Annotated in this window: 11 protein-coding genes and 1 CRISPR repeat array; of the genes, 6 read left to right on the top strand and 5 right to left on the bottom strand. The window is 38.6% G+C overall.

The window, feature by feature from the left end:
- Window positions 1-15 precede the first annotated feature (15 nt).
- Both KPC_RS01980 and KPC_RS01975 read left to right on the top strand, forming a co-directional pair.
- Window positions 16-651: an MlaC/ttg2D family ABC transporter substrate-binding protein gene (locus tag KPC_RS01980; RefSeq protein ID WP_121972756.1), complete on the top strand. Its 636-nt coding sequence runs from the start codon at window positions 16-18 to the stop codon at window positions 649-651.
- A 15-nt stretch (window positions 652-666) separates the two neighbouring features.
- On the top strand, window positions 667-954 hold the full coding sequence (locus KPC_RS01975; protein ID WP_121972755.1) for an STAS domain-containing protein: 288 nt from the start codon (window positions 667-669) through the stop codon (window positions 952-954).
- An 86-nt stretch (window positions 955-1,040) separates the two neighbouring features.
- On the opposite strand, the gene KPC_RS01970 is transcribed toward KPC_RS01975, so the two are convergent.
- Both KPC_RS01970 and KPC_RS01965 read right to left on the bottom strand, forming a co-directional pair.
- Window positions 1,041-1,757 (bottom strand): DNA alkylation repair protein, encoded by a 717-nt coding sequence (locus KPC_RS01970; RefSeq protein ID WP_121972754.1) that lies wholly within the window; start codon window positions 1,755-1,757, stop codon window positions 1,041-1,043.
- Between the two features lie 18 nt (window positions 1,758-1,775).
- A CRISPR array of direct repeats spans window positions 1,776-4,568; the repeat unit is 28 nt; unit sequence CTTCTAAACCATCTACACGATGGTGAAC.
- 157 nt (window positions 4,569-4,725) lie between these two features.
- Window positions 4,726-5,739: a magnesium and cobalt transport protein CorA gene (locus tag KPC_RS01965; protein WP_121972753.1), complete on the bottom strand. Its 1,014-nt coding sequence runs from the start codon at window positions 5,737-5,739 to the stop codon at window positions 4,726-4,728.
- A 157-nt stretch (window positions 5,740-5,896) separates the two neighbouring features.
- Here KPC_RS01965 and KPC_RS01960 point away from each other — a divergent pair, with 157 nt between their 5' ends.
- Both KPC_RS01960 and KPC_RS01955 read left to right on the top strand, forming a co-directional pair.
- The gene (locus KPC_RS01960; RefSeq protein WP_121972776.1) at window positions 5,897-6,490 is read left to right on the top strand and encodes an LOG family protein; all 594 of its coding nucleotides are present in this window, start codon (window positions 5,897-5,899) and stop codon (window positions 6,488-6,490) included.
- The gene (locus KPC_RS01955) at window positions 6,487-6,882 is read left to right on the top strand and encodes an NUDIX hydrolase (RefSeq protein ID WP_121972752.1); all 396 of its coding nucleotides are present in this window, start codon (window positions 6,487-6,489) and stop codon (window positions 6,880-6,882) included. Before KPC_RS01960 ends, KPC_RS01955 begins: the two co-directional genes overlap by 4 nt.
- Here KPC_RS01955 and KPC_RS01950 read toward each other — a convergent pair.
- Window positions 6,875-7,516, bottom strand: coding sequence for a ComF family protein (locus KPC_RS01950; RefSeq protein ID WP_121972751.1), 642 nt, complete (start codon window positions 7,514-7,516; stop codon window positions 6,875-6,877). The two genes, KPC_RS01955 and KPC_RS01950, sit on opposite strands and share 8 nt — an antisense overlap.
- A 224-nt stretch (window positions 7,517-7,740) precedes the next feature.
- Window positions 7,741-9,786: an ATP-dependent DNA helicase RecG gene (recG, locus tag KPC_RS01945; protein ID WP_121972750.1), complete on the bottom strand. Its 2,046-nt coding sequence runs from the start codon at window positions 9,784-9,786 to the stop codon at window positions 7,741-7,743.
- Between the two features lie 34 nt (window positions 9,787-9,820).
- Here recG and KPC_RS01940 point away from each other — a divergent pair, with 34 nt between their 5' ends.
- Window positions 9,821-10,627 carry an NAD-dependent epimerase/dehydratase family protein gene (locus KPC_RS01940; protein WP_121972749.1) on the top strand — a complete coding sequence of 269 codons (807 nt, stop codon included), beginning with the start codon at window positions 9,821-9,823 and terminating at the stop codon, window positions 10,625-10,627.
- A gap of 164 nt (window positions 10,628-10,791) precedes the next feature.
- Here KPC_RS01940 and KPC_RS01935 read toward each other — a convergent pair whose 3' ends face one another.
- Complete coding sequence (locus KPC_RS01935) at window positions 10,792-11,694, bottom strand: LysR family transcriptional regulator (protein WP_121972748.1); 903 nt, start codon at window positions 11,692-11,694, stop codon at window positions 10,792-10,794.
- 158 nt (window positions 11,695-11,852) lie between these two features.
- Here KPC_RS01935 and KPC_RS01930 point away from each other — a divergent pair, with 158 nt between their 5' ends.
- Window positions 11,853-12,635 (top strand): hypothetical protein, encoded by a 783-nt coding sequence (locus tag KPC_RS01930; RefSeq protein WP_121972747.1) that lies wholly within the window; start codon window positions 11,853-11,855, stop codon window positions 12,633-12,635.
- The last annotated feature ends 411 nt before the right edge of the window (window positions 12,636-13,046 follow it).

The raw sequence follows: 13,046 nt of genomic DNA, 5'->3' as shown, positions 1-13,046 counted from the left end.
GAGGAGTTATTGAGAATGAATGTATTGTTGAAACAAACGCTTACAGCAAGTGTTTTATCTACCATGATTGCAGGTACAGTATTTGCAGCACCTTCAGAAACTCCACCAGCATTTGTTAAGCGTGTAGCTGATGGTCTGATTTCGAGTCTAAAAGCAAATCATGCACAATTGCAAAATAATAAAGCTGCTGTCAGTGCGATTGTTCGTAAGAATCTGGATCCGTATGTGGATGCTCAAGCATTTACTCGTATCGTAATGGGAACTTATGCAAGCAATCAAAACAGTACTGCTGCTCAACGTGCTCAATTTGAGAAAAATTTCCGTGCAACTCTAATCGAAAACTACGGTTCAGCATTTGCGAAATATACAAATCAAACTTACGTGATGCGTCCTTACAAAGAAACAGGTAGCAAGTTTCCTGTCGTAACTATTGATTTTAATAACAATGGTGAAAAGATCCCTGTATCTTTCCAATTGGCGGATAACGGTAGTCAGTGGAAAGTACGTAATATCAACGTATCAGGTATTGATCTAGGTTTACAATTCCGTAATCAGTTTGCTGCAAACGTAAAACGTAATGGTGGCAATATTGATAAAGCAATTGCAACATTTAAACCAGATGCGGATGCTGCTGTAAACCAAAAGAAATAAGTCGGTAGGTGTAGAGTGATTGAATTTAATAATCAGGAATTGAAAGTTTCTGGGAAAATAGATTTTGATAATGCTGAAAACTATTTTTTAAATGGTTTGAAAATCATTCAAAATGAAAAGAATTTTCCGATCACTGTTGATTTGGCTAAACTCGAACATGGTAGTACAGTGACACTTGCAGTCTTTGTGCAATGGTTGAGACATACACCAAATAAACAGGGATTAGTGTTCAGAAATATTCCTGAAAAAATGATGAAAATCATTCAATCTTGCCATTTAGAACATGATTTAGAACTGATCTAATATGTTTCGAATATATACTAAAAAAGCCTGATCTTTTATACAACCGAATTAATCAATTAATTCGGTTTTTTATATTCAAATTTTATTTATTTTCGCATAGCGATTTCTTTTTGTTCCTTCGGGAGTTTTTCAATTGCATAACGATATGCGGTTCGAGGCATAATTTCTTTTTTAGATAGAACGTATAAAAATACTTCATTTGGATGAGCTTGACTCGCAGCTTTTAACATCCAGCCATAACCCTTCTGAACCATATCATCTGAATCGTTTATGAGAGAATTTGCTATTTCAAAAATATCATTTAAAAATAATCCATTGCGAGCTGGAATAATAAGGGAAACAGCAGCAGCGCGTTTCATCCAGCGGTTTGATGAATTTGTCCACTTTTTGAGTTCTGATATAAGTTCAGGATACTGGATGATAAAATTTCCAATCGTATGGTTACATAACGTATCGCAAGTAGCCCAATTGTTTATATATAAATTAATCCAATTTTCAAAAAGGTTAATATCTGATGGTTCAAATTGCTCGCCAATCATCTCAGTAAATGCAAATGCAATACCAGCTTCTTCAATATAGTTTGTTTTTAGTAAAGATTCACACAGTTCCAATATCTGTTTTTTCGATAGGATTAGCACTGGTTTTTTATATTTCTTAATGATTTTTTTTACATCGGCATTTTTTATGCCATAAAAGTTCACTTTTTGATCTTTTTTAAAAAATCTTTGAGATGTTTTACGGACAGTCTCATCTCCAAGGAGATTAAGATCATTTCGTATATTAGCTAAAATTTGTTGTATCATTATTTTTCCCCTATTAAATTTTAAAACCATCTACACGATGGTGAACGGTTAAGCATATTCAAGATATTGGCCGAGCTGCTTCTAAACCATCTACACGATGGTGAACATGGGGGGTATGTATTCCAAATGGACGAACGCCTTCTAAACTATCTACACGATGGTGAACTCGCAGAATGCGGAAACTACCGGGGGAGCCAACTTCTAAACCATCTACACGATGGTGAACATGCTGGTGCAATTAGTCCAACTGGAGCAAAACTTCTAAACCATCTACACGATGGTGAACTTGATGGCTCGTCATCTAAAAAGTCTTCGATCCTTCTAAACCATCTACACGATGGTGAACCTTCGAAGCAGACATTTCGTAAATCTTACCGTCTTCTAAACCATCTACACGATGGTGAACGGGTGCCCCGAGGTTCTTTGAAGCACGTGCTCCTTCTAAACCATCTACACGATGGTGAACTAAGAATGCATATGCTGAAAGCGAGGGTATTTCTTCTAAACCATCTACACGATGGTGAACTTTTATTCAAAAATCTAGCAATCCCTGTTTCACTTCTAAACCATCTACACGATGGTGAACGATCTGCTACACATATCGGGCTTTTTTTTGAAGCTTCTAAACCATCTACACGATGGTGAACGAAATCGGGTAAATCTATATATCTATCTCGATGCTTCTAAACCATCTACACGATGGTGAACTCTCGTAACAGTGCTATTATCTATAGCCATAGCTTCTAAACCATCTACACGATGGTGAACGAAATGAGAGAAATGATAGTGATTAACATAATCTTCTAAACCATCTACACGATGGTGAACGAGCCCCCGGGCTTGGTCTACGCGTACACTTTCTTCTAAACCATCTACACGATGGTGAACGCTACAGAAGCAGAAATCACAGGATCTTTAGACTTCTAAACCATCTACACGATGGTGAACTTTAGATACGTCAGACCAAGCGCCGTCTACTACTTCTAAACCATCTACACGATGGTGAACATTAAAGAGGTTTAATATCATCTTCAAAATAATCTTCTAAACCATCTACACGATGGTGAACGTGATAGTGCTTCAACGCCTTTTGCAGTTTTTCTTCTAAACCATCTACACGATGGTGAACCTGAGCAAGAGATTAGAGATAATGCTCCGAGTCTTCTAAACCATCTACACGATGGTGAACTCCAGTACATCATGGCAAATGAGTTCATGCGTCTTCTAAACCATCTACACGATGGTGAACTATTTGATATTATGACTAAACCGAAACATAGACTTCTAAACCATCTACACGATGGTGAACGCCATTATATTTTGATGGTGACCATAACTATTCTTCTAAACCATCTACACGATGGTGAACAGGCTGGCGCACCTATGGCAGAACGCGCTTCTCTTCTAAACCATCTACACGATGGTGAACTCTTAACTTCACCTTCCAATGTCCAGGATCTTGCTTCTAAACCATCTACACGATGGTGAACGTTTGAATATGCTTATTCATGCTCACCTCGCACTTCTAAACCATCTACACGATGGTGAACAGTTCATGCGTGGTGTGGATAAACAGTATTCACTTCTAAACCATCTACACGATGGTGAACAAAAGCAGGATATTGATTATGGACAAGTACATCTTCTAAACCATCTACACGATGGTGAACTCTGATTTTTCAAATGGATTTTACTGGATAATCTTCTAAACCATCTACACGATGGTGAACAAAGCCATTATCATAAGCATCTTTTTCGATTTCTTCTAAACCATCTACACGATGGTGAACTAGCAAAGCCGTTTCCATTTCGATCTTCGGATTCTTCTAAACCATCTACACGATGGTGAACTGCTACTGTTTTAATTACAAGCGTATCATTTGCTTCTAAACCATCTACACGATGGTGAACGATTGGAGTAAGTCAGCAAACTATATCAAGATCTTCTAAACCATCTACACGATGGTGAACGTACGCGACTTCTTCTTGTGAGGTAATTTGTTCTTCTAAACCATCTACACGATGGTGAACGCTTATCCTCTGGTGGTGAAATCGGTGGCGGTCTTCTAAACCATCTACACGATGGTGAACGGGGATAATCAATGCCCTACATTCATAATTAACTTCTAAACCATCTACACGATGGTGAACTAATGATTGCGGGCATTTAAACGGCGGTTCATCTTCTAAACCATCTACACGATGGTGAACTTGGCATTAATCATGCTCGTACTGCTCAAGATCTTCTAAACCATCTACACGATGGTGAACAATCAGCCATAGATGGCGTTTGTCTGCTCTGTCTTCTAAACCATCTACACGATGGTGAACAGAATGACAGGAAATGGCGATTGCTATTGGGGCTTCTAAACCATCTACACGATGGTGAACTCAAGGATCTTGATAACAAGATTGGATCTATTCTTCTAAACCATCTACACGATGGTGAACTAGCAATCGCCATTTCCTGTCATTCTCCACATCTTCTAAACCATCTACACGATGGTGAACTGCCATGATAGACCCATTAGACCTCCCTGGTTCTTCTAAACCATCTACACGATGGTGAACATAAAGCGGGTATTACAATCAATGAAATTCGTCTTCTAAACCATCTACACGATGGTGAACTTACAGTTAAGTAATGAAAATTATTACTGGCACTTCTAAACCATCTACACGATGGTGAACATGTTGTCGCACCTGTTCAATCTCCGCGTATTCTTCTAAACCATCTACACGATGGTGAACATATTTGCTCCTGAAACAGTTGAGGAAGATGTCTTCTAAACCATCTACACGATGGTGAACTCGAAAAAACTCAAATGGATACTTCAGATTTCAATAAGATAGCATAGAAATGATCATAATATGATCATTTTTTATGTTAGTTTTAATTTATTGAATTATAAAGATAATATTTTTTAAGAAAAAACCAAGCATTGATGCTTGGTTTTTAAAATCAGAGTTAAATCCATTTCTTCCATCTAAAGTAAATGAGTGGACCGATAAAGAAAGCAATTAAAATAGTGATAACCACATAAAAACTCCAATGACCGTGTGCAAAAGGTAATATTTCAGTGTTCATCCCATAAATACTGGCGATCAACATAGGAGGTGCCAGCATACTTGGTAAAATCGAGAATCGACGGATCGTGTCATTTTGTTCGGTGTTAATAAATCCTGATGTAGTATCAAGCAAGAACCGTACTTTCTGGAATAAAAATGCGTCATGTTCAACCAGTGAGCGGACGTCTTCACTGAGTTCTCGGATATCTGCATCAAAGATATGACTGCCTAAAGCTCGAGGACGCGAAAGGAAAGTTAGTACCCGACGCAAGTCAATTAAACAGAGTTGAGCTTTTCCGAGCATGTCTTCTTGTTGAGCGAGGCGGGTAATCATGTCATCTAGGTCTAAAATCTGTTCACGGTGACGGTTATTCAGTACCTCTGTGGAATACTTTTCAAGATCCTTGTGGATATCTTCCAGGATATCCGCAAGCTCATCGAGCTTTGCTTCAAGCAAACCCAATAGAATCCATGTTGGATCTTTATAATCAATATCGTAGTCATTACGACGAGCTCGAGCACGGAAAGCACGAAAAGCAACCAGTTTTTCACCGCGCATGGTAAATAGGCGTTCTTTATGCAAAATAAATGCGACAGTCTGAACTGTTGCCAACATATTGGCAGTATCTTCAGGGTCACCATCAAGTTGATAGTTTTTATTTTTCGTTAAAAAGTAAGTGCTGATATGTAAAATGCCATCATCATCACGGTAAAATCGGGCAGAAGATGAAATGTCTTCCAAAGACTTTAAGGTCGGTAAATTCTGTTGATAAGCGTCTAATACCCACTGTTGCTCTTCCTGAGATGGTGCAATAAGATCGATCCATACAAGTTCAGGATGTAGATCGAAACCACCATTTATGGTGGCATCTTCTAGGCTACCGCGCTCTGTGGCGTAAAAGGCTTCAAGCATACTGTCTTTTCTCCCTTGCGCAGTAGGGTTAATTTGATGGGTGTATTTTAGACAAGGATTCAACTAAAAACACTGATTACATCGCTCTTTTGCAAAAAAAAACTTTTTCGTAGTCTAGTTGCAATACATGACAAAATCACAACAAGGTTTGATTTATATGAATTCTATAGCAATTTTCTGTGGTTCGGCTTTAGGAACTGATCCAATTTTTGCACAAATTGCTCGCTTAACTGGTGAAACTATCGCCAAACAAGGCAAGACCGTGGTTTATGGTGGTGGTCGTTCAGGATTAATGGGACTGGTTGCGGATAGTGCCTTAGCTGCTGGCGGAAAAGTCATTGGCGTAATCCCTCAAGGTTTAGTTGACCGTGAATTGGCTCACCCACATCTAACCGAGTTGTATATAGTAAAAGATATGCATGAACGTAAGACCAAGATGGCTGATTTTTCTGAGGGCTTTATCGCACTTCCTGGTGGAGCTGGAACTCTGGATGAAATTTTTGAGCAGTGGACGTGGTCTCAGCTTGGAATCCATTTAAAGCCTTGCGCATTTTTAAATGTAGAAGGTTTTTATGATGATTTATTTAAATTTATCCAGTTGACTACAGATAAGGGTTTTACTAAATCACGTTTTACAGATTCTCTCATTGAGTCCGATTCTATTGAGAAAATTTTAGAAATTTTTGAAAACTATCATGCTCCAGAAGCAAAATGGGGAGCAATAGATCGTAAGGAATTGATGGGACAATGAAGATCATCACTGTTTCAGCTGCTGTCATTTTAAATGAGCAAAAACAACTTTTACTGGTTCGTAAAAGAAATACTGAGTTTTTCATGCAAGTTGGCGGGAAACTTGAACCAGACGAATCTCCAGAAACGACAATGCTTCGGGAAATTCATGAAGAGATCGGTTCACATGCCAATATTGAAAAATTCATAGGCCGGTTTGAAACACCAGCAGCAAATGAAGCGGATCATCTCTTGGTGAGTTATGTCTATCAGGTAAAACTGGATCAATCTCCAAAGATCGATGCAGAAATTGCTGAAATGAAATGGATTGATCTGGATGATCACCAAACAAAACTTGCACCACTGACGAAAAGTATTGTGATTCCTTGGTGTAAAAAATATCTGGCTATTTGAGTTTGATCGCACCTGCTGCGATACATGCAGCATAGATTTGTGTACAGCCCAAGTTTTCTAAAGTTTGGGTAAGCGCATGAATGGAACTACCAGTTGTGACAACATCATCTAGAATTAACACTTTCTTGTATTTGTTTATTTCTGTTTTATTGATTTGAAATTGCTGTTCGATGTTCTCCAGACGCTCGATACGGGATAAACCTTTTTGTGAATGTTGTGCGGAACGGATAACAGGTTGCCAAATAGGAACATGCAATTGCCTTGAAAGGATTTTGGCTATAACCAACATTTGGTTGTAGCCCCGTTCAATCAGTCTTTCTCTGGAAATTGGCATTGGGACAATGGCCTGTACTTTCGGGAGTCTGATATTGAGCAGGCAATGTGCAAGAAGTGTCTGATAGTGTAACTGGTTTTCATATTTATATTTTTGAATGACACGATCTATAGGGAACCGATAATGACATGCCACCATGATTTTATGTTCATGGCGTTCAATGCTTTGTCTGTACCAAGGCAGATTTTGCCAACAGTCGAGACAAAGTGAATGATTTTGTTGTAAATCAACGCCACAAAGTTGGCAGGTGCTGATTTTTCGCATTCCTGTTTGCAGGACTTCCCCAATAAATTTAAGCATAGTTTTCTCTTTATCAAATGAAAAACTAAAATCTGAAAAGTTGCATAGCCAAGCTGATCATACAAACTTTATATTATTGTTACGTAGGCAATTTTCTCCTGCTTTGTTTTTAGACAAAGTAGGCAAAGCCATTATTTCCCAGACATTACCTCCCAGTAATACTGGGAAATGCGTAGCATCCATGCCACAGTTTTTTATTTTAAGCGCTAATTTATTTTTTTATATTAAACAAACGCATATCTCGGAGCTTCTGGCAGCCAGCGTTTTAAAAGTGGTTCTACATTTTCTGGGTAATCTTTTAATATCTGCCCAGCGACATGATGTGCCTGACTGAGTAAATGGTCATCTCGTTCCAGTTTGGCAACACGAAACCCCATATCACCTGTTTGTTTGGTACCAAGTAACTCACCTGGTCCACGTATTTCCAGATCCTTTTCTGCGATAACAAATCCATCATTGGTTTCACGCATGATGCGTAGACGTTCTTGTCCATTTTGTGAAAGTGGAGCTTTATAGAGTAGGGCACAAAAACTGGCTTTTGCTCCTCGTCCTACACGACCACGCAGTTGGTGCAGTTGAGAAAGCCCCAGACGTTCCGCATTTTCAATGACCATGATCGATGCATTAGGGACATCAACTCCAACTTCAATTACAGTTGTTGCAATGAGTAATTGTAGCTCATTGTCTTTGAACTGTTGCATGACAGCCTGTTTTTCATCGGCTTTCATCTTGCCATGAACCAGACCAATATTGAGATGAGGAAAACGTTCTCTGATTTCCTGATAAGTTGCTTCAGCTGCTTGAGCATCCAGTGTTTCGGACTGTTCGACCAAGGTACATACCCAATAGGCTTGTTTACCTTCAGCACAGTTAGTTGCAATGCGCTGTAGTACTTCCTCGCGACGATCAAGTGGAATAGTGACGGTCTGAATCGGGGTTCGCCCAGGTGGTAGTTCGTCAATGACAGATGTATCCAAGTCTCCATAAGCGCTCATGGCAAGTGTTCTTGGGATAGGTGTTGCTGTCATGACCAATTGATGTGGTGTTGTACTATCAACTCCTTTGTTTCTTAAGGCTAGACGTTGGTCAACCCCAAAACGGTGCTGTTCATCAATAATCACTAAGCCGAGCTTTGAAAACTCTACATTGTCTTGAAATAGAGCATGCGTCCCCACGATTAGATTGGCTGTACCATCTTTGATGATTTGTTCCTGCTTTTCACGTGCCTTACCTTTTTGTTTCCCTGAGAGCCAGGATACGTTAAGTCCCAGTGGTTCAAACCATTTCTTGAAATTTAAATAGTGTTGCTCTGCCAGAATTTCAGTCGGTGCCATCAGTGCAACTTGCCAGCCCTCTTCTAAGGCATGACATGCGGCAATCCCTGCAACCAGTGTTTTCCCTGCGCCTACATCGCCTTGAACTAGACGCAACATCGGTTTGTTTTGTTTAAGATCATCCGCAATTTCTTTGGATACACGTTTTTGTGCACCTGTCATTTTAAATGGCAAGCTTTCAAGTAACTGTTTGGCAAATTTTTTACTCGGCTTAAATGCAGGTGCACTGATCTGGCGAATATATTCTCGACGAGTCAGCAAGCTGATTTGATGTGCGACGAGCTCTTCAAAAATCAAACGTTGCTGTGCAGGGTGTGAACCCTGCGCCAGTTGCAACATATTGGCATCGACAGGGGGCTCATGAATATATTCAAGAGCCTGTTTCAGGGCAAAGCCATTGCTAAATTTTTTAGGCAAAATCTCAGGCAAATTATCGCTATATTGTTGTAATGCCTGTTTAACGTATTCACGAAGTTTAGGTTGGGTTAAGCCATCTGTGCTGGGATAAATTGCGGTAAGTTGAGTTTTAGGTAAAGGTGTATGTTCAGTAATGAGCTGAATTTCAGGGTGATATAGCTCAAGCCCTCTGGCACCTACACGAACTTCACCGAAAATACGTAAACGATTGCCTGCTTTGGCTCGATCAGTCAGTGCCTTATAGACATGATAAAAGCGTAAAGTGACTTTGCCAAAATCATCTTGTAGTAAAACAGCCATAGATTTACGTTTACCTGGAGGGAAATCAATCGATCTGACAATGCCTTCAAGCAAATAACTTCTGCCCACGATCAATTGGTTCATGGGGATGATCGTGCTACGATCTTCGTAGTCCCGTGGTAGATGGAACAACAAATCGTCTGTCGTAAAAATATTCAGTTTTTCGAGCAAGGCTGCAGAAGCGTTTCCAACTCCTTTCAGCTGATGGATATCTGCCATTTCTCCTCGACTTGTTCAGGCTCTAGGTAACGCTATGCATATTTTATTTATTGGTTATGGTAAAACATCGAAGCGTGTTGCAAAACAATTATTTATGCTTGGGCACCAAATTACCACAATTAGCAAAACTTTGAAAACTGATGATTTTGCTCAGCATTTGATACAAGATGTACAAAACCTGGATTTAGATCAGGTTGCACCGATTGATTGGGTTTATATTTTGCTCAGCCCAAGTGAAAGCACTGCTAAAGCGTATCAGCAAATCTATGTAGATACCGTACAACCTATTGTCCAGGCCTTAAAAAAACACCCTGTTCAAAAGATTATTGTTGTTTCGTCAACTCGTGTTTATGGTGAAAATGCAGGAGAAATAATTAATGATGATTCTGCCATTCAACCAAATGATGAGCAGGGACATTTATTGTTAAAAATGGAACAGCTTTGGCAAGCAGCGTATCCTGATCAGAATATTATTGTACGACCTACGGGTATTTACGGCACTTCGATTGTGCGTATGATCAAGCTTGCTGAAAATACAAAATGTTATCCTCATATTCATTGGTCAAATCGGATTCATATTGATGACTTGGCAGATTTTCTGGTGTATCTGATTCACGTGGAACATTCTGAGAAGTCTTATATTGTAAGTAATAATCAACCAATACCCTTACATGAAATGATTTTATGGTTTCAAAAGTGGCTTGTTTTGCCTGAATTGATTGTTGAGAATTTGAATGAAAGTGGTAAACAGGTCTTTGCGACAAACATGCTAGAGAGTGGGTTTGTGTTGAAGCATAAAAATTGGCAGGAAACTTATAAGAAGATGTTGGAAGAGTTGTAGGATCGTATTCTTTTCAAAAGCGTTTAGTTTAGCTTATTGAAAATGGTGAAGTGTGTTTGATTGAGAATATTAAACATAAAAATTCATTAACAAACATACCAATAACGTGCAGCATGTTCATTTGAGATGTTTTGAATTCCTTTGTCTGCTCTCTGAACCTGGAATTAACGCCCAAGCATATAATTTATAAATGCCTTAAGTTTTGAAGACTGATAATTGGTCTTTGGATAAAGTAAATAAAAAGGTCGTGTCGTTTGATTATAGGGCTTTAAAACCTCTAATAATTCACCTGTTTTGAGTTCCTGCTCAACTGTAAAACGATAAACTTGCATTAGTCCAACACCAGATTTTACCAAGATCAGAGTTGATAAGTAGTCATCTTTGCAAATTATTTTGCCCTGAACATCTATAAAGATTTTTTTGCCAGCATCCATCAGAGTCCAAGGCGCTGGTTTTCCAGAACTGGGTAATTCAAACTGAATACATTCATGTTGTTTTAAATCTTCTATATGTAAGGGTTCTGGATGTTTTTTAAGGTAATTTGGTGTTGCAACAATACATAATTCAGCATCTTCTAGCTTTCGGGCAATTAACCCAGAATCCGTAAGTTCATTTCCTCGTATGGCAATGTCATAATCATCCGTAACCAAATTTACATTATGGTTGCTCACATGGATTTCTAATTTGATTTGAGGAAATTTATTCGAAAAATCCGCAATTTTAGGAAGCAGCCGATAATGTGCATAAGCCGTTGGAACACTGATTTTGAGTAGACCAACAGGGTTTTCTTGTTCACCGGTAATCTGCATTTCGCCCTCTAAAAGATTGTTTAAGGCTTGTTTGCAAAAATAATAATAATGTTGTCCTGCATCAGTAATTTTCAATTGACGCGTTGTTCTAATAAATAGTTTTACACCAAATTTAGATTCTATTCGGGAGATCGCTCTGCTCACTGCAGCAGGTGAAATTCCTGCAGTTATAGCAGCAGCCGAAAAGCTTTTTTTCTCAACAGTGAGGCAAAAGAGTTCAAGGCTACCGATTTGAAGATCATCGTAGTGACGAAACATAATATTCCTACTTATTTATTACACTATGTAATAAGTAAATTAAATTCGAATGTCTTTTTCAATAAAAATTTTCCGTTAAAGTTTATTTAACAAGTATTTCAGCAAAAACTGAATACTGATTCTTCAAAACTATTCCACAATCTATACAGGAGATTCAGATGACTATTCTTAATTACGAAACAGGACCTATCAAAGCTGAAGCAGCATTTACCTCAGATTTCCCCGTTGCTAGTGAAATAAACATTCATGATCTAGTGAATATGCAGGAGATTGAACGTCGCAGCATGGATGTGCGGCCAGGTATGAGACATAAATATATGCCACTTGGATTTGACCGATTCAGTGGTGCACTTTGGACTGGTGGGCGTTATTTGTTTGATACTTGGGAAAATGTGAAAGATTATGAGCGTTTCACAAGTAAAGAGTTAGAGTTTGAACCAGGAGTAAAATTTTGGAGTCGTCCATTTTTTATCAATGTACAGCGATACATTTGGCGTGTGGCAGGCGCTCATGATTTAAAACCATTAGCTACATCACATCACGTTGTGCGTTTTGAGCGCTTTAGTACGAGTCACACTAACCTTGAACAAGTACTTAAAGATGCATGGCCAGCTTTGCGTGATAAAGCTCAATCTTTAGATTTGTCGAGTGTTTGGCTGTTATTCAATGAAGATGAGCATCAAGTCAGTATCGTTACTGTTGCTGCAAAAAATGATACTGGTGATGCTGTAGATGATAGCTTTAGAGCATTAGCTAGACTTGAAAGCATTCCTTCACTGAGTCTTTTATTGCCAGCAGAGCTTAAGTTGGCAAAATTGTTTGACCGTACTAATCCTATTCTCGCACAATGGTTACCGCTGTCTCGTATTGTAGGTGGTGAACCTTCAGCTTATCCAATGTCACCACCATTACCAGCGCCTACTGTTGAGAAACAACATTAATGTAAGGATGATGGGGTTCAATGAGTATTTTTGCGTAAGCATGATTTTTACTTAGTGCTTGATTAAAACAGAATTTTATAAATCAAAAGTTATATCTGTTTTAATTTTGATCAATGTAATAAGCCTCTTAGCTTCTCAGATGAAGTCCATCATTTGACAGAATAGCTTTGCTCGGGGTTTTACCTGAAGCAGGATACATAATTTCGGGCTTAGCAAATTCTGATTTAATAATGTTATAAAGGTGTAAGTTATTTTACTTTTAATTGGACATTTTTTTTCTCTAATCTAAAACTATCATTTTTATCTTGAGGGATGGCTGTAGTTAATGCCATTTTATATAATTTACTCGTTTTTTTTATAATTTCTATTGACTGTATAGCAGAATCACTTGGGCATACTTCACGTACCCCA

The sequence above is a fragment of the Acinetobacter stercoris genome (assembly GCF_900323515.1).
GTDB classification, from domain to species: Bacteria; Pseudomonadota; Gammaproteobacteria; order Pseudomonadales; family Moraxellaceae; genus Acinetobacter; species Acinetobacter stercoris.
The sequence above is the reverse complement of the archived record's forward strand: the minus strand, read 5'-3'. Positions and strand labels throughout refer to the sequence as shown.